Source organism: Mesobacillus foraminis, assembly GCF_004340465.1.
Classification (GTDB): Bacteria; Bacillota; Bacilli; order Bacillales; family Cytobacillaceae; genus Mesobacillus_B; species Mesobacillus_B foraminis.
Window position 1 is genome coordinate 22,084 of the sequence record NZ_SLVV01000022.1, and the last position, 17,072, is coordinate 39,155.

At 42.7% G+C, this 17,072-nt stretch carries 14 protein-coding genes, 10 tRNA genes and 1 rRNA gene; 4 read left to right on the forward strand and 21 right to left on the reverse strand.

What is annotated here, in order from left to right; all coding sequences use genetic code 11:
* The first annotated feature begins 83 nt into the window (after positions 1-83).
* Entirely contained in the window at positions 84-1,271 is a 1,188-nt protein-coding gene (locus EV146_RS25685) for a dicarboxylate/amino acid:cation symporter (RefSeq protein WP_132011481.1), read from the forward strand.
* A 53-nt stretch (positions 1,272-1,324) separates the two neighbouring features.
* Here the strand turns inward: EV146_RS25685 and EV146_RS27350 are convergent, their stop codons facing one another.
* Together EV146_RS27350 and EV146_RS25690 are read right to left on the reverse strand one after the other, a co-directional pair.
* Positions 1,325-1,483: a hypothetical protein gene (locus EV146_RS27350; protein WP_158287226.1), complete on the reverse strand. Its 159-nt coding sequence runs from the start codon at positions 1,481-1,483 to the stop codon at positions 1,325-1,327.
* Between the two features lie 25 nt (positions 1,484-1,508).
* Entirely contained in the window at positions 1,509-2,273 is a 765-nt protein-coding gene (locus EV146_RS25690) for a hypothetical protein (protein ID WP_132011482.1), read from the reverse strand.
* A gap of 332 nt (positions 2,274-2,605) precedes the next feature.
* Between EV146_RS25690 and mgtE the strand changes: the two genes are divergently transcribed.
* Positions 2,606-3,964 (forward strand): magnesium transporter, encoded by a 1,359-nt coding sequence (mgtE, locus tag EV146_RS25695; protein ID WP_132011483.1) that lies wholly within the window; start codon positions 2,606-2,608, stop codon positions 3,962-3,964.
* 149 nt (positions 3,965-4,113) lie between these two features.
* The gene (locus tag EV146_RS25700; protein WP_132011484.1) at positions 4,114-5,328 is read left to right on the forward strand and encodes an FtsW/RodA/SpoVE family cell cycle protein; all 1,215 of its coding nucleotides are present in this window, start codon (positions 4,114-4,116) and stop codon (positions 5,326-5,328) included.
* A 673-nt stretch (positions 5,329-6,001) separates the two neighbouring features.
* Here EV146_RS25700 and EV146_RS25705 read toward each other — a convergent pair.
* The 8 genes from EV146_RS25705 to sigW all read right to left on the reverse strand — a co-directional run bounded on the left by EV146_RS25705 (position 6,002) and on the right by sigW (position 14,757).
* Positions 6,002-7,096 (reverse strand): mechanosensitive ion channel family protein, encoded by a 1,095-nt coding sequence (locus EV146_RS25705; protein WP_373566096.1) that lies wholly within the window; start codon positions 7,094-7,096, stop codon positions 6,002-6,004.
* Between the two features lie 142 nt (positions 7,097-7,238).
* Positions 7,239-7,565: a YnfA family protein gene (locus tag EV146_RS25710; RefSeq protein ID WP_132011485.1), complete on the reverse strand. Its 327-nt coding sequence runs from the start codon at positions 7,563-7,565 to the stop codon at positions 7,239-7,241.
* A 96-nt stretch (positions 7,566-7,661) separates the two neighbouring features.
* Positions 7,662-9,464, reverse strand: a complete 1,803-nt coding sequence (glmS, locus tag EV146_RS25715) for a glutamine--fructose-6-phosphate transaminase (isomerizing) (RefSeq protein WP_132011486.1) — start codon at positions 9,462-9,464, stop codon at positions 7,662-7,664.
* 476 nt (positions 9,465-9,940) lie between these two features.
* Complete coding sequence (gene glmM, locus EV146_RS25720) at positions 9,941-11,290, reverse strand: phosphoglucosamine mutase (protein WP_132011487.1); 1,350 nt, start codon at positions 11,288-11,290, stop codon at positions 9,941-9,943.
* Between the two features lie 58 nt (positions 11,291-11,348).
* Positions 11,349-12,596 (reverse strand): CdaR family protein, encoded by a 1,248-nt coding sequence (locus EV146_RS25725; protein WP_132011488.1) that lies wholly within the window; start codon positions 12,594-12,596, stop codon positions 11,349-11,351.
* Entirely contained in the window at positions 12,589-13,413 is an 825-nt protein-coding gene (cdaA, locus tag EV146_RS25730; protein WP_121610262.1) for a diadenylate cyclase CdaA, read from the reverse strand. Before cdaA ends, EV146_RS25725 begins: the two co-directional genes overlap by 8 nt.
* Before the next feature lie 131 nt (positions 13,414-13,544).
* The gene (locus tag EV146_RS25735; protein ID WP_121610263.1) at positions 13,545-14,177 is read right to left on the reverse strand and encodes an anti-sigma factor family protein; all 633 of its coding nucleotides are present in this window, start codon (positions 14,175-14,177) and stop codon (positions 13,545-13,547) included.
* A gap of 16 nt (positions 14,178-14,193) precedes the next feature.
* Entirely contained in the window at positions 14,194-14,757 is a 564-nt protein-coding gene (gene sigW / locus EV146_RS25740) for an RNA polymerase sigma factor SigW (RefSeq protein ID WP_121610264.1), read from the reverse strand.
* 175 nt (positions 14,758-14,932) lie between these two features.
* Here sigW and EV146_RS28295 point away from each other — a divergent pair, with 175 nt between their 5' ends.
* On the forward strand, positions 14,933-15,100 hold the full coding sequence (locus tag EV146_RS28295; protein ID WP_121610265.1) for an aspartyl-phosphate phosphatase Spo0E family protein: 168 nt from the start codon (positions 14,933-14,935) through the stop codon (positions 15,098-15,100).
* Between the two features lie 587 nt (positions 15,101-15,687).
* Here the strand turns inward: EV146_RS28295 and EV146_RS25750 are convergent.
* The 11 genes from EV146_RS25750 to rrf form a co-directional block, all read right to left on the reverse strand.
* Positions 15,688-15,763 (reverse strand) — tRNA-Ala (locus EV146_RS25750).
* Positions 15,764-15,768: 5 nt separating this feature from the next.
* Positions 15,769-15,843 (reverse strand) — tRNA-Gly (locus EV146_RS25755).
* A gap of 23 nt (positions 15,844-15,866) precedes the next feature.
* Positions 15,867-15,939: transfer RNA gene (locus EV146_RS25760), tRNA-Lys, on the reverse strand.
* Between the two features lie 92 nt (positions 15,940-16,031).
* Positions 16,032-16,103, reverse strand: a tRNA-Gln gene (locus EV146_RS25765).
* 52 nt (positions 16,104-16,155) lie between these two features.
* Positions 16,156-16,240: transfer RNA gene (locus EV146_RS25770), tRNA-Tyr, on the reverse strand.
* Between the two features lie 6 nt (positions 16,241-16,246).
* Positions 16,247-16,319 (reverse strand) — tRNA-Thr (locus EV146_RS25775).
* Positions 16,320-16,351: 32 nt separating this feature from the next.
* Positions 16,352-16,427: transfer RNA gene (locus tag EV146_RS25780), tRNA-Val, on the reverse strand.
* A gap of 4 nt (positions 16,428-16,431) precedes the next feature.
* Positions 16,432-16,506: transfer RNA gene (locus tag EV146_RS25785), tRNA-Glu, on the reverse strand.
* Between the two features lie 14 nt (positions 16,507-16,520).
* A tRNA-Thr gene (locus EV146_RS25790) sits at positions 16,521-16,593 on the reverse strand.
* A gap of 25 nt (positions 16,594-16,618) precedes the next feature.
* A tRNA-Asn gene (locus EV146_RS25795) sits at positions 16,619-16,693 on the reverse strand.
* A 19-nt stretch (positions 16,694-16,712) separates the two neighbouring features.
* A 5S ribosomal RNA gene (gene rrf, locus EV146_RS25800) occupies positions 16,713-16,828 on the reverse strand.
* Positions 16,829-17,072: the final 244 nt, after the last annotated feature.

Consider the following 17,072-nt stretch of genomic DNA (forward strand, 5'->3'; position numbering starts at 1 on the left):
GATATTAAATTACTATTCACAAATAAACAGACCCCATGTATAATCCACGTAACGAAAACAATTGTATTTTTTAGGAGGACACCATGAAACAGCTCGGCCTTTTGCCTAAAATCATTCTTGCAATGGCACTGGGAGTAATGGCAGGATCATTTTTTCCAGGTTGGATAATCAGGGTCTTTGCAACTTTTAACGGCATTTTTGGAAACTTTCTTGGCTTTGCCATTCCATTAATTATTATTGGATTTATTGCACCAGGTATAGCTTTACTGGGCAAGGGAGCTGGAAGAATGCTTGGCCTTTCTGCCGGCATTGCCTATGCTTCCACCATTGGAGCAGGTCTATTGGCCTTTTTATCAGCCTCCGCCCTTTATCCTGTTTTGCTAGAGAAACAAAGTTTAGCTGATTTTGAAAACCCGGAGGAAGCTTTATTAAAGCCCTATTTCCAAATCGACATGCCTCCTGTGATGGGAATCATGACGGCTTTGCTGCTCGCCTTTACGCTCGGACTTGGCCTGGCCGCCATAAAAGGGACTGCCCTTCAAAAAACCCTTGAGGACTTCCGGCAAATCGTTGAAAAAGTAATTGAGAATGTCATCATTCCGCTTCTTCCCATTCACATCTTTGGAATCTTTGCCAACATGACCCAAGGGGGACAGATTTCCGCTATTATGGGGGTATTTATTAAGGTATTTATCATGATTATCGCTCTCCATCTAATCTATTTATTTGTCCAGTACTTCGCTGCAGGTGCTGCAGCCAAAAGAAATCCTTTTAAAATGATGAAGGAAATGCTTCCCGCCTATATGACGGCATTAGGCACACAATCGTCGGCATCAACGATCCCTGTTACCTTAAAACATGCTAAAAGAATTGGTGCAGACGGGAAGGTCGCAGATTTTTCTGTTCCTCTTCTGGCTACTATCCACTTATCCGGCAGCACCATTACGCTTGTCAGCTGCGGAATGGCCGTCATGCTGCTTCATGGCCAGGAGGCTGCTTTACCTAACATGCTGCCCTTTATTTTAATGCTCGGCATCACGATGATTGCCGCACCGGGCGTACCGGGTGGAGCAGTCATGGCCGCGCTCGGGCTTTTAGAATCCATGCTTGGATTCAGCCCTACGATGATTTCCCTGATGATTGCCCTTTACCTTGCTCAGGACAGCTTCGGAACGGCCTGCAATGTGACAGGGGACGGCGCCCTGACGGTGTTAATCGATAAGCTGAGCGGAAAGGACAGGAAAGGCAAGCCACAAGGAAAGGCTGCATAGCCTGGACGATTAGACCCAAGAACGGTCTAAGCGTTTATTTTTTTACAATAACTCTATATTGGGATGGCCGACTTGATAGAAACCATGAAGAGATCTTCCGTTAACTGGATTTCACCCTCCTCGCAGACAAAGAAAAGAAGCATAAGAGTAACAGCTTCTTTATAAATGCACACAAAAGAACCGTCCTGCCTTTTTAGCAGGACGGTTTTCATTCAGGCATAACGGAACACTTGGGGGTCAATCTCCCTGCAGGCTCCATTCCTTCAATTTTTTATCAAAGACAAGCTTCCCATCACACGGTTTTTTCCCTGCCTGGGAAAATTCCTCATACATATCGTCCATATTTGAGAAATCGCCAATGATCCAAATCGGAACTTCCATCCGGTTTCGGTTCTGTTCCACATTTTTCAGTGAAAATACGGCGCCTTCCTTCAGAGCCGGAGTCAAGGAACGTAAGATGTCCTTGGTTACATTTGGATAGATCCGTTTTTTACGGATGCCAAGAAGATTTTTTTCAGGCTTAAGGATCCCCAGCTTCCAGGAAATAACCTGGCTGAGCATTCTGAAAAAATCATTTAAATTTCGGTAATATGTTTTGTTGAACCAGCCGTCATCGTGGGAAAGATAGACAAATCTGTTTCCAAGCTGATTGTAGAAGGGAATCTTCAGGTGATGTTTTATATGCCCTAGATATAAAATTTCCGCGATCTCCTGGGCGGTCAACACATTCAGGCCCTCTTCCTCCTCGAAATCAATCCAGCAGAAATCTCCATAGCTGGATATTTCCTCTTCCAACAGCTTGTTAATTCCTTCTTCAGGTACGTATTCTAGCAGTGTATGCCGATTAAATTCTCCGTCTTCGTAGCGGTGCTTCAGGAGCAGCAGGTTATTCAGGGAGTCTGAAAGAGACCGGGAGAACTCAATAAATCCAATTCCACATGATAATACATATTGATCCCGGTCATTTAAATGGACATATATGAGATCTTGATTCTTCTTCAAAGCTTATTACCCCCTGAACATATTTCTAAGTTGAACCGGCGCTCACCGTCATTTTTCCTTAATAATAGACAATTTTCCAGTAAATTGTCCGAGTTAAAACAGGTCTGTATGTATCATGTTCTATTTTAACAAATAAATCCAGAAAAATCCCTTTTGGAAACCCTGATTTCTAGTTATCGTACTCTGCTAAATGACCTTCAGACAATATTGAGCCTTATTTCCAATATTTTTGGGAACCAATTTCGAATATTGGATTCTCATAACCCTTTTATTTCATTATAATATGGGTGGCTATATAAGCAATAAAGCTGGTCGAAAGGAGCGTGAGCCGGTTGATTAAAAACATGACAGAAAACCAAATCACATTGCACATCATTAAATCCTTAAAAGAAAATAAGAAAAAAGAATTTGAATCCATCCTTGATGAACTGCAGCCTTATGACATTGCCAGGATATATGATGATCTTCCGGATAAGCACAAAACACGTTTCCTGCTTTTCTTAAATACTGATTTACTTGCGGATTTAATCCAAGAATTGAATAAAGAAACACAGCTGGAGGTATTAAACAAGCTAGGTATCGAGAAAACAGGCAAAGTACTCGACACCATGGATAATGATGACCTCGCCACCCTGCTGGACGATCTTTCCCCTGAAAAAATCTCTTCCCTGTTAGCTGGAATGAAAAAGGAAGAATCTAAAATTGTTCAGGACATTATGAACTATCCGCCCGAGACAGCCGGGCGCCTAATGACAAACCGGCTTGTCTGGATCCGCAACTATTATAGTGTCAAGGAAGCAGTTGAGAAACTCAAAATCTTTGCGGAATTTGCAGAGACATTGAACTATCTTTATGTCGTGGACCAGGAGAGGAAACTCGTTGGAGTTGTCTCCTATCGGGACTTGCTGATTTCAGAGCCCAACGAAATTGTTCGGAACATCATGTTTGAACGGGTCATATCGGTTCCGGCAGCCATGGACCAGGAAGAAGCTGCCCGCATGATTGAGCGCTACGATTTTCTTGCCATTCCGGTTGTGAGTGAAGAGAATGTACTGCTCGGCATCGTTACCGTCGATGATATTCTTGACGTTGTGATCCAGGAAGCCAATGAGGACATTGAGAAGCTTTCTGCTTCCGGTAAATCCATTGACTTCGAAACAAAGACATTTGTAGCAGCCTACCGCAGGCTCCCTTGGCTGATACTTCTGTTGTTTATCGGCCTTGTCTCGGGTAAAATCATCAGCAGTTACCAGGAGACACTGAATCAAGTAGTCGCCCTCGCTTTTTTTATGCCAATGATTTCCGGCATGACAGGAAACACCGGAACCCAGTCTCTTGCCGTTGTGGTAAGGGGACTTGTCTCGCATGACCTCGATAAAGGGACACTTCTCCGCCTGGTTTGGCGTGAATTTGGAGTAGGACTGATCATCGGTTTGACATGCGGTGTTTTAATCTCCATCATCGCCTATCTATGGCAGGGAAATGCAATCCTGGGACTTGTAGTGGGTGTTTCTCTGCTATTGACCTTAATCATTGGAACGTTGGCAGGCACCGTCATCCCACTCATTTTATATCGCCTGAATATCGATCCGGCCATCGCATCGGGACCATTGATTACAACCTTGAATGATATCTTTTCCCTGGTTACTTATTTTGGGATCGCATCCGCTTTCCTCCACCTCATCATTTAAAGACACATTTTTTGTGTCTTTTTTTGGAACCTTTCTCTTTTGATGCTCGTCTATTCTATAGAAAGAAAATGAACTATGAGAATATTCCTGGTCCGGTTGCATAAGATGATAGAGGAAAATTTCACATCCCCCTAAGCAGGTGTATGAATATGGATAAGCCCGATAAGAAGTCCGATAAATTTGACTGGACACTGACCTTAATTCTATTAATCTTGTTTCTCGTCAGCTGTGCAGCCATTTATAGTGCTCAAAACACAGGCCAATATGAAGAAAATTTTTTATTCAAACAAATTTTTTGGTATGTTGTAGGCGCAGGAATCATTAGTGTTACGATGTTTTTTGACAGCGAGGACTTTCAGAAACTGGCCTGGATATTTTATGGATTTGGGGTTTTATTGCTCGTTGCCCTTTTTTTAGCTCCATCAGGAATTGCACCCTATATAAATGGTGCAAAGAGCTGGTTTGTCATTGAGCCGATTGGTTCCATTCAGCCTTCTGAATTCATGAAAATATTTCTAATCATTGCCTTAAGCCGTGCCATCGTCTCCCACAACCAGCATACAGATGTTAAGACGATTAAGTCCGATCTCTCCCTGTTTTTAAAGCTGGGACTCATTACAGCTTTGCCTCTTGGACTGATCATGCTGCAGCCCGACCTTGGGACAGCCCTGGTGGTTCTCTCCATTTTTACCGGCCTAATCCTTGTGTCGGGTATATCCTGGAAGATTATTCTTTTGGTATATGGTTCAGGCGCTGCTCTTGGCTCCTGGCTGATTTATATGGTGATCTGGAAGCCTGAATTCCTGCAGAAATACTTACACGTGAAAACCTACCAATTTGGGCGCATTTATGCATGGCTGGATCCGGAAAGCTATCAGGACAGCACAGGGTACCATCTCGTAAAATCCCTAATGGCTATTGGTTCTGGAACCATAATGGGCAAAGGACCTGGAGAGAGACAGGTTTATCTCCCAGAAAGCCATACCGATTTCATTTTTAGCGTAATTGGTGAAGAATATGGGTTCATTGGCGGGAGCATCGTTATTTGTATCTTCTTTATGCTGATTTACCACCTGACCAGGACAGCTCTTGACACCCTGGAGCCATTTAATACTTATATCTGTACAGGAGTCATCAGCATGATTACCTTTCATGTTTTCCAAAACATTGGAATGACCATACAGGTGCTCCCCATCACTGGCATTCCGCTGCCATTTATCTCCTACGGCGGAAGTTCTTTAATGGGCAACATGCTCGCAATGGGCTTAATTTACAGCATTCGTTTCCACCATAGAACCTATATGTTCTCCTCCGGTCCGGGTCCCCGAAGACAATTCAATCCGGGTAAGGGATTTGGTGCATGACTTGCACGCAAATTTTCCCAAACAAAAAAGCTCGATCTCAGTTTGAGATCGAGCTTTTTGGCATGATTCACGAAAAGCTATCAATGAAAAAAATCACCATAAAAAGAATAAAGGCATAAAAACTAAGATGCAATAGAACAGTCGTAAAAAAATCCTTCAATCTTTCAAATGGCAGGGTATTGGTTTTTCTTACTCGTGCCCTCATTGATATCCTCCTTCAAACCCAGTGCACCGGCATCTTTGAAAATATCATAACACAAACAGGATTGCTTGTATGCAGGAAAGCAGATCGGAGGAAGGCCACGGCTGAAGTAATTAGGTTCATAGTGTATAACCTATTATTTATATCGCCTGAACCATTAATAAAAGAAACGTCCACAGTGAATTGGCCAGGTGACTACTTGTTTCCGTAACGTTTTGGTTCATGTTCCTCTCTTGAAAAACCGCGCCAATTCATTACAGATGTACTCCAATGTACTTCAGGGCACCCTTCACCCCCTAGTGTTTTGCAAAAAGCCATAACCAATAGTAAAGCCCCTTATTAAAAGGGGGTTAACAGGTAAACTTATAAAATCTGACAAGGAACTCTATGCTTTTTCCATACGCTTTCCATTGATGAATGTTTCACGGGGAACATTGTATAATTTTGGAGAATAGGCCCGATGAATCCGAACTAATTTCCTTCTCTGACTACAGACTTGGACAAGGCACTTTCAGATTCAGTTTCAATATACACTTTCCTGCTCGGCATCGCCAGTGAAACTCCCTCATTTGAGAGGATATCCATTATCTCAAAATTGATTTCTTCTTTTATCCTTAAATATTCTGCCCAATTGGTTGTGTTCGTAAAGAAATAAATGAAAATCTCAAAACCATCTTCCTTATACTGATCAAAATTCACCAAGATTGTTTCAGGGTGGATTTCATGATGATTATTTAATAGATAGCGAATCTGCTTGACTACATTTTCAAATCTATCTTTAGGGGTCTCGTAAGTCACACGCAAATTAAAGGAAATTTGCCTTTTCCCCATTTTACTCCAGTTTGTAATAGATTCGTTTGCCAATGTAGCATTCGGCACCGTTACAACCGCCTGGGAGAAGGTCCGTACCCTTGTGCTTCGGAAGCTGATGTCCTCCACCGTTCCTTCCACACTTGGGGTCATAATCCAGTCCCCAATGGTAAAGGGCTTTTCTGTAATAATAATAATTCCACCGAATAAGTTCCCGAGAGCATCCTTTGCAGCTAAAGCAAAGGCAAGTCCGCCTAGTCCCAGACCAGCTACAAACCCATTTACGTCATAATCAAACTCTTGTGCAATGACACTCAGACTGATGGCAACAATGATAAATCGCAATGCCTTTGATAAAAAAGGAATCAATATTTGGTCGATTTCAATATTGTATTTTTCATTCACCTTGGAAAAGAGCAAAGACGACGATGACGAAAGGTTATATAATCCCCAGGAAATCAGGAAGATAACCGTAGATCGAATAATATCCAGGAAAAGCGGATTATGTTGATTAAAGTAAGGAAAATAATCAGCAGCGACATATACCCCGATAATGATGAACAGCCATTGAATTGGCTTTTCGAATGCGAGGAAAATATGAGAAATAAACTCAGGTGCCTTTTTGCTCAGCTTGATCAGCAAAGAATAAATATATTTTGAGAAAATCCTTCTAAAAACCAGAAATATAAGCAGGATCCCGATTGAAATCCCCAGCATCTTCAAAAACTCATATGAAAAAAATACTTCCCAGGACAATTTCACTTACCTCCTAATAAAAACTATTCCTTATCATACCATACTAATTTTACAAGAAAATTAAAATTAGCCTAAATCCGCCTAAAAGGATAAAAAGCCCTAGCCAAAATGGAGAGGACTACTACGCTTACTTATAGATTGGTCAGTGCCTCGGGGCCCAAAGGATAATGGATACTCCAATGATACAGATAGCAGCGCCAAGCCAATCATAAAAATCAGGTGCCTTCTTGTCTACACCCCACCCCCATAATATTGACAGAACAATAAATACTCCTCCATAAGCCGCATAGACCCTTCCAAAGGACGGGAATTTCTGCAGCGTCGGAATAATCCCATATAAAATTAAGATCAGGCTGCCTGCTAGTCCATACCAGGACGGTTTCCCTTCGCGAAGCCAAAGCCAGACCAGATAGCCTCCGCCAATTTCAGCCAGTCCTGCGAACAAAAACAATAGGATTGTATAAACCATTAGTCCCCTTTCCATTCCAATTGTCATTAGAATTGATCATAAAAATAAATCCCCGTAACCATCAGGTAACGGGGATTTCTCAGCCAGAGTCACTTCTTACTCAACTGTAACGCTCTTTGCCAGGTTTCTAGGCTTATCGACATCACAGTCACGATGCAGGGCTGCATAGTAAGCGATTAGCTGCAATGGTACAACAGAGATAAGGGGTGTTAATAAATGGTGAACTTCAGGAATGACGAAGCGGTCGCCTTCCATTTCAAGTCCTTCCATCGAAATAATACAAGGATTGGCACCGCGCGCGACTACTTCCTTCACGTTCCCGCGGATGCTCAGGTTTACAAAATCCTGGGTCGCTAAGGCAATAATCGGAGTTCCTTCCTCAATCAAAGCAATGGTTCCGTGCTTTAGCTCACCTCCGGCAAATCCTTCTGCCTGGATATAAGAGATTTCTTTTAATTTCAGCGAGCCTTCAAGTCCGACATAAAAGTCAATTCCGCGGCCGATGAAAAATGCGTTCCTGGTAACTGAAAGATACTCGCGGGCAATGCTCTCAAATTCCTCTTTTGAGTCACAAAGAGCTTCCATTGCACTTGCAACAATTCCCAGTTCTTTTACCAAGTCAAGGTCTGTTTCAATCCCCTTGCTTCGGCCTGACACTTGCGCAAGAATGGCCAGTACAGCCAACTGTGCCGTATATGCCTTAGTAGAAGCAACAGCGATTTCTGGTCCAGCATGAAGCAGGAGAGTATAGTCTGCCTCACGTGACAATGTTGAACCTGGAACATTGGTAATCGTTAAAGCTTTATGTCCCAATTCCTTTACTTGGACAAGCACCTGGCGGCTGTCTGCAGTTTCCCCGCTTTGAGAAATGAAGATGAATAATGGTTTTTCTGACAGCAAAGGCATATTGTAGCCAAATTCACTTGAGATATGAACCTCGACCGGGATTTTTGCCATTCTTTCAATGAATTGTTTCCCTACGAGGCCTGCATGATAGGAAGTCCCTGCAGCGATTATATAGATACGATCTGCGTCTTTCATCGCACTCAGAATATCTTCGTCAATCTTCAATGATCCATTTTCAGCCTGGTAGTTCTGTATAATGTTACGTACCACAACTGGCTGTTCATCGATTTCTTTCAGCATATAATGCGGATATGTTCCTTTTTCAATATCGCTGGCATCCAGTTCCGCTGTGTATGGTTCACGGGTGATAGTCTCACCATCAAGATTCTTGATGACTACTCCGTCTTTGGTCACTAGAACAGTTTCTTTATCCATCAGCTCTACATATTTATCTGTCACTTGGAGCATAGCCATTGCATCACTTGCAACTACATTAAATCCAAAGCCCAGACCGACCAGCAATGGGCTTTTATTTTTAGCCACATAGATGGTTTCTTTGTCTTGGACATCGATTAGAGCGAGCGCATAAGAACCATGTAAAAGGGTCAGCGTTTTACGGAACGCCTCTTCAACACTTAAGCCTTCATTCGCGAAAAGTTCAACCAGCTGAACGATGACCTCTGTATCGGTTTCACTTTTTAATGGAACATCCTGCAAATACTCACGCTTTAAGATGTCGTAATTTTCAATGACCCCATTGTGAACCAGCGTAAATCTGCCAGAGTTGCTTTGATGCGGGTGGGAATTCACCTTGCTGGGAACACCATGAGTTGCCCAGCGGGTATGGCCGATTCCTGTATTTGCCAGTACTTCCTCATCAACCGCAGACCTTAAGTCTGCAATACGTCCTTTTTCTTTAAAGACATGGACGCCGCCTTCATTGACGACTGCAATCCCGGCAGAGTCATATCCCCGGTATTCAAGCTTTTCCAAGCCTTTTAATAAAATTTCTTTTGAATCATTATATCCAATATATCCAACAATACCACACATAACTTCTGTTCCTCCCGATTATAAGGGGACAAGAAGCCCGGGGGCGTCCTGCCCCCTTATCTCATTTTTATTTGTCTAAGGTGAACATTTATGTTCATCCTATTAAGCATTCCCTTCCCTTTGTCCAACAGGTTGCCCTGCTGATTTAAAGAAGAGATTGCGACTGTGCTCTGCAGCCGGGAGGCATCCGCCGAAAACTCGATACTCCTCCACCCTCGTCAACTAACCTTTTCCGTCCTCGGTTAGTCCTGGCGCTTTTTAAAATAATGCTGATCCTGCCCACCTTTCATTCCATTTTTTTTGTTTTTGAAGTAGTTACAAAAACAGGATAATCATACATGAATAAGGCTTATCCGTCAACTTTTTTTTGGATAGCCCATACAACGAAGTTACCCCTCGACAAAAAAGATAATCATCTCACATTAAATAAAATATGCATTAGGGAACTGAAGGGTTCCCTAATGCATGCTTGGAGATTAAGCCTGAAAGCCCATTTCTTGCTCAACAACTGCAACAATTCGGTCAACATACTGCTGACAGAGCTCAGCTGAAGGAGCTTCAGCCATAACCCGAACGAGAGGTTCGGTGCCGGATGGACGGACGAGGATACGGCCGTTCCCATTCATTTCCTGCTCCACCTGCTCAATGACTTCACTTACTTTTTGGTTATCCGTGACGTGGTATTTATCCGTCACTTTAACATTCACTAGTACTTGAGGATACTTTTTCATTTCCCCTGCAAGCTCAGATAAACGCTTTTCTGTGGCCTTCATGATATTTACTAACTGAAGCCCCGTTAGCAGGCCGTCTCCCGTAGTATTATAATCCAGGAAGATAATATGCCCTGATTGTTCCCCGCCAAGATTATAGCCGTTTTTCTTCATTTCCTCCACGACATACCGATCCCCTACCGCAGTCGGGACACTTTTGATGCCATTTGCTTCAAGTGCTTTGTAGAAACCAAGATTACTCATAACAGTTGAAACAACCGTGTTCTGTTTTAGCCTTGTTCTTTCATTTAGATACTTTGCGCAAATATACATAATCTGGTCGCCGTCAACGATTTCTCCATTTTCATCAATTGCAATCAGCCTGTCCCCATCACCATCAAATGCGAGGCCTACGTCCGCTCCCTTTTCTTTTAAGAAAGCAGCTAATGCTTCAGGGTGAGTTGATCCCACTCCATCATTGATATTAAGTCCGTTTGGCGAAGCACCCATTGTTGAAATATCCGCATCAAGGTCAGCAAACAAATGCATCGCCAGGGAGGAAGTGGCTCCATGCGCACAGTCAAGAGCAACATGGATTCCAGTAAAGTCCTCGTCCACTGTCTGTTTAAGGTATTGTAAGTACTTTTGTCCGCCTTCGAAATAATCATTTACCTGGCCAAGATCTGCTCCCACAGGACGCGGCAATTGATCTTCCTGAAGATCCATCAGGCCCTCGATTTCCAGCTCCTGCTCGTCAGACAGCTTAAACCCATCCGGACCAAAAAACTTGATCCCATTATCAGCAACCGGATTATGGGAAGCAGAAATCATTACCCCTGCCTGTGCACCAAGTGCTTTAGTCAGATAAGAAACACCTGGTGTGGAGATCACTCCAAGCCTCATCACTTCGGCACCTATTGACAGTAAACCGGCAACCAGGGCCCCTTCTAGCATATGTCCTGAAATCCTTGTATCCCGGCCAATCAATACTTTAGGCCTGTCCTTATCCTTCGTCAGTACATACCCTCCAAATCGGCCAAGCTTAAACGCCAATTCGGGCGTTAACTCACTATTTGCAACTCCGCGTACTCCATCAGTACCGAAATATTTACCCATTCTCTAGATCGCTCCTTGTATGATGATTACTTCTTATAAACTTCATCTATGAAATGATTTACTCAGCTTGCGTTTCTTCTTCTTTTTTTGTTATAGAAATATTCGCCTGTTCAATTGAAGGCTTCCACTCCACGTCCTTCGGGGCTGAAGATTGAATATCAACCGTGTGTTCGCCTTCTTCAAGGCCCGATACATCAATAAGAAATTTAAAATCAGATTCATCAAGGGATTCTACCGATTCGGCCTGCCCGGTGACAGTTACACTTGAACGACCATTTTCGGGATTTAAAAACTCCACTTCATAATCCTCTGATTGCCCCTCTATAGTGATTGGAATGTTGGTTACCTTTTTCTCTTCCTGTTTTTCTACTTTTATTGAAAGTTTTGCGGTTTCAGGTGAAACGCTAACTACTCCATTCGAAATAATAACTGGCAAGGTTACTTCTGTGTCTTCGGTGACATTGCTGACATCAACCTCCACTCTGACCTTGCTGACGCCTTTTAAAACATCAGGATTTGCCATTATGGTTGCTTCTTTGACATTAGAAGTAATAGATTCAATTGTTACACCTTCAGGGGGTTCCCCCTTGGTAATAATATCAATCGGAACATCCTTGCTGGAAGGCTTGACCGGAATGGTTACCTCGACAGTTTCAGGCTCTACTGTGACATTTAATTTGTTCATATCCTTGTCCAGGACCAGAACCCCTGCTTCTCTTGTGAGATTCTCACTGAGATTATCATTAAGGGTGACGTTTGCCTTTACATAACTGATTGTATCAATTATGTCCTTGGCGCCTGTAATTTTTACATTGCTTGGTTCCACACTTGCAGTACCCGCTATATAGCCATCCTGAATCATTGAGGTGTTATAATCCGCATTTACCTTATATTCTTTTGTCACCCGCTCCTGGATGGAAACTGTAATATACGATGGATCAATAGTAACCTCCAGCTTTTCTGATATGTCCTTAATTTGAAGCTGGACTTGATGGTTGCCCATTCCCTCTTTCGTCAGATCCACAAATACCTCAAAATCCCTTAATGCCCGTGCTTGCTGGACTATGTTCTTTGGACCCTCAATTGTTATATCTACCGTCTTGGGCACCCCTGAAACAACAAGGTTTTCTGTATCATAGTAACTTTTGACAGGAACGTCCGCAATCGTTTCTGAATTCTCATCAGACGGCACATTGACATCACCAGGTTTACCTGGGTCCGTACTGGAAACTGAGAGGAATAGGAGAAATGCAAGCAGCAGTGCCAGTGCTTTTAAGAACCATGGGTTATCAAGCCATTTATCCATCCTTCTTCACCCTCCAATTCCAACGGGCTGAAGCAGCATTATTTGTTTTTGAAAGGGAAAGTTCGCTTTCCAGCAGTTCCCTTAATTTGTCCATGCCTAAATCACGGTAAAGCTCCCCGTTCTTTGTGAGAGATATGCTCCCTGTCTCTTCTGAAACAATAATCGTGACGCTGTCCGTCACTTCACTGATCCCCAGAGCAGCCCGGTGTCTTGTCCCCAATTCTTTGGAAATAAACGGGCTTTCTGACAGTGGCAAATAGCAGGCTGCAGCCGCCACATTGTTCTTTTGAATGATCACTGCACCATCATGAAGCGGCGTATTTGGAATAAAAATATTGATTAATAGCTCTGCGGATATTTTTGAATCCAGCTGAATTCCTGTTTCAATGTAGTCGCTCATCCCTGTTTCCTTTTCAACGGAAATAAGGGCTCCTATGCGGCGTTTAGCCATATAATCTGTTGCCTTAATAATTGCCTCAACCATTTTTTCATCGTTCTCTTCTTCGTGGTAACCAGTTCTTGAAAATAAACGTCCGCGTCCCAATTGCTCAAGCGCTCTTCGGAACTCTGGCTGAAAAATAATAATGATGGCGAGGAAGCCCCAGGTAATGGCCTGTTCCATTATCCAGCCTAGGGTATTTAATCCGAAAACATCGCTGACAAATTTAATGATCAGGATTACAAAAATCCCTTTCAATAATTGGACAGCCTTCGTTCCCCTTATTAACCCAATCACTTTATATATGACGAACCAAACAAGGAGAATGTCAACAATACTAGCCAGATATTTCAAAACATCCCAATCAGCAAATGACATTGCCTTTCCTCCAAAAGTTTAGTAAAAAATCTATTGTATCCTTAATAAAAACTTTTTTAACTTTATTATTATATCATAACAGTAGTTGTATTTATGAATAATGGTTTGAATAAAAAATAAACAGCCACTCATTATTTGAGTGACTGCTCTTTGTCCTCAATCAGATTTACGGTGTTCTCTGTCGTCTCTTTAATATGATACCAAATCCATTCGAATATCTCATTAACTTCACTTATTTCTCCTGTCACCCTGGCAGCTGAGGCCATGTACTTTTCGCCGTTGATGACTGTTACATCCCCCTGGACTTCCCCTTCAATTTTTATCTTGCCATTTCGTACAACGATATCCCCTTTAACCACTTCTCCCTCAGGTACAATGACCGTATCATTTTCTACAACGAGATTAGGCTGTTTGGAAACGGAGAACTGCTGTTCCTGATTCCAGGTGGAGAGAATGCTGCCAGCCATTAGCACAAGGAACAAAGAAGCCGCCGCCAGAAATGGATGGTTTTTAAACCAGCGCTTTAATTCAACTTTCCTTTTTTCTTTCGGCAGATTATCCATGATCTTTGCTGTAAAATTGTCAGGGGCCTTGATGTGGGCAGTGCTTTGCACAAAAGCTATGGCCTTTTTTAATTCCCTGAAGTGCTCTTCACAAGCGGAACAGGAATGCAAGTGCTCCCTGAGCTCTTGTTCATGCTCTTCTGTTATATCCTCATCTAAGAAATCATGCATATAATCTACGTATTTTTCTGAACAACTCACTTTCCTTCACCTCAGCTTATACATTTCTTAATTGCTGTCTAAGAGCTTCTCGGCCCCTGTGTATTCTCGTTTTTACTGTCCCTAATGGCAAATCTAAAATTTCGCTTATTTCATTAAGGGAAAGTTCCTCAATATACTTTAATACGATGACAGATCGGTATTTATCGGGTAATTTTGAAATTTCTTTTTGCACTGTTTCCTGAAGCTCCAGGCTTTCCAGCTCATCCTCAGGCAACGCTGTATCAGATGCAATCTGTGAATACATGGTTAACCCTTCTGTTCCTGGCACTTCAGCATCCAAAAAGTAATCAGGCTTTTTTTTCCTGATGCGATCAATGCATAAATTTGTGGCTATCCTGTAAATCCAGGATGAAAACTTTTTGTTTAGATTAAAACTTTGAATGTTCACATATGCCCGAATAAAAGCTTCTTGTGCTATGTCTTCTGCCTCATGCCGGTTCCCAAGCATCCGATAACAGAGCTGAAAGACCTTATCCTTATATAGCTCAACAACCTCTCCATATGCATTTTGATCCCCTTTTAAAACTTGGGCAATTCGTGATTTAACGATTGTTTCCATTCTATACCTCCGCCCTGACTGCGGCTACCTTAGATACGTATTGATAGCAAGAAAGGTTTCATTTTTTTGAAGCCTTAACTATTAACCATTTTAACAAATATTTACTGTTATAGTTTAAAAAACTATAGAATTGGGAATAAAAATAATATAATCCCGAAAGTGAGGAACTCACCCAATGAGCATCAATTCTTTATTGAAAGACATTGAAAAATGCCGAAGTGAAATGGTCCAATTAGCCTCAAGCTCTTCTATGTCCAATCAAAAGGTAATCGAAGCCAGCACCAGACTTGATAAATTGCTCAACGTTTATTATAGATTATCCTCAAAGCGCAATTATACATAACCCATAATTAAAAAATACAGCACTGAGTATTAGTGCTGCTTTTTTTATAGGGTTCTTTCCCCGTACACATCAAAGCTACTGCTGCCAAGGATTTTTCTTCTCCAATCAATTATTGGATAATCTATATAGAATGATATTCGGTATTTTCGTAGATGTCCTTTTCCTTTCGTTTCCCTAAAGCGCCTCTAGAGACTTTCTGGATAACTAATCAGCCTGAAACTGATATCACGACATAGGATAATCGATAGAGTCCATCCCAACTAGGATCAACAACTGATGAACATCGTCGACAATTTTCTTTGACTCTTTCCGTGGCTGGTTATTCCTAGTCGGTCTATTTTTTTGCATCCTTTTGAACTCAATACTCATTTGTAAGCAATCCATTATTCCGGCGCAGCGAATAGAACAGGATTCCCATATCAACGCCACACCTCATATCCGAACCATGCACCTTTCCCCTATATTACTTCAGCTCCACCTTTTCCAGACTTTATACTGCTGATCAGAAATAAACAGGTACAGGAATATGGAAATAAAAAAAGCCTTAAATCAAGGATTTAAGACTGAAATAGGTCTATGTAATGTGATGGTGGAGCCTAGCGGGATCGAACCGCTGACCTCCTGCGTGCAAAGCAGGCGCTCTCCCAGCTGAGCTAAGGCCCCGTATTTGGAGCGGAAGACGGGATTCGAACCCGCGACCCCAACCTTGGCAAGGTTGTATTCTACCACTGAACTACTTCCGCAATGCGACACTAAAACAATAGGATGAGCCATGAAGGACTCGAACCTTCGACCCTCTGATTAAAAGTCAGATGCTCTACCGACTGAGCTAATGGCTCCCATTACTATATATGACTATAAGGGTTATCGCGTTTATACTGCACATTATGAAGGGTAAGACTTTGAAGTCCTACCCAACATAATATCAAAGCTGGGCTAGCTGGATTCGAACCAACGAATGACGGAGTCAAAGTCCGTTGCCTTACCGCTTGGCTATAGCCCAATAACAAAAATAAGGACCACTTATAGGTTGTCCATCTTTTCTAAAAATATAATGGTGGAGGGGGACGGATTCGAACCGCCGAACCCGGAGGGAGCGGATTTACAGTCCGCCGCGTTTAGCCACTTCGCTACCCCTCCACAGAGTGCCGGCAAGAGGACTTGAACCCCCAACCTACTGATTACAAGTCAGTTGCTCTACCAATTGAGCTACACCGGCATATGTATGATGAAAGATGTTACCAATATAAATGGTGGAGGATGACGGGATCGAACCGCCGACCCTCTGCTTGTAAGGCAGATGCTCTCCCAGCTGAGCTAATCCTCCAATATGGTGACCCCTACGGGATTCGAACCCGTGTTACCGCCGTGAAAGGGCGGTGTCTTAACCGCTTGACCAAGGGGCCAGAATAAAACCAAAAGCTTCCAAGCGGGCTCGAACCGCTGACCTCTTCCTTACCATGGAAGTGCTCTACCTGCTGAGCTATGGAAGCATATTTGCTGCCATTCTTTTTGAAATGGCTCCGCAGGTAGGATTCGAACCTACGACCGTTCGGTTAACAGCCGAATGCTCTACCACTGAGCTACTGCGGAACAATAATAGAAACTAACTGCCTGGCAACGTCCTACTCTCACAGGGGGAGACCCCCAACTACCATCGGCGCTGAGAAGCTTAACTTCCGTGTTCGGCATGGGAACGGGTGTGACCTTCTCGCCATCGCCGCCAGACAATTTTCAAAGACATTTTCTATTATAATGCTTTATTTTTAATTTGCAAGAGGAAATTTTTTATTCCCTCAAAACTAGATAATGTAGATAAGAAGAAGTAATCCGAGTAATCGTTCTTAACGTTGTCCAGCTCCGGCTCCTAGCCTCTTGAGTCGCTTCAGTCCATCCGCTGAAGTCAACGAACGACTTCAACTGCTGGCCTTCCAGCGCTTATCGAGGCTGTACAGTCGCCTGCGCCTTTCAA

Coding starts and splice junctions, on each gene's coding strand:
- cdaA (WP_121610262.1), bottom strand. CDS start 13,413: ATGTCATTTGCTGATTGGGATGTTTTGAAATATCTGGCTAGTATTGTT.
- EV146_RS27350 (WP_158287226.1), bottom strand. CDS start 1,483: ATGAAAACCGTCCTGCTAAAAAGGCAGGACGGTTCTTTTGTGTGCATT.
- glmM (WP_132011487.1), bottom strand. CDS start 11,290: ATGGGTAAATATTTCGGTACTGATGGAGTACGCGGAGTTGCAAATAGT.
- EV146_RS28295 (WP_121610265.1), top strand. CDS start 14,933: ATGAGCATCAATTCTTTATTGAAAGACATTGAAAAATGCCGAAGTGAA.
- EV146_RS25725 (WP_132011488.1), bottom strand. CDS start 12,596: ATGGATAAATGGCTTGATAACCCATGGTTCTTAAAAGCACTGGCACTG.
- sigW (WP_121610264.1), bottom strand. CDS start 14,757: ATGGAAACAATCGTTAAATCACGAATTGCCCAAGTTTTAAAAGGGGAT.
- EV146_RS25710 (WP_132011485.1), bottom strand. CDS start 7,565: ATGGTTTATACAATCCTATTGTTTTTGTTCGCAGGACTGGCTGAAATT.
- glmS (WP_132011486.1), bottom strand. CDS start 9,464: ATGTGTGGTATTGTTGGATATATTGGATATAATGATTCAAAAGAAATT.
- EV146_RS25700 (WP_132011484.1), top strand. CDS start 4,114: ATGGATAAGCCCGATAAGAAGTCCGATAAATTTGACTGGACACTGACC.
- EV146_RS25685 (WP_132011481.1), top strand. CDS start 84: ATGAAACAGCTCGGCCTTTTGCCTAAAATCATTCTTGCAATGGCACTG.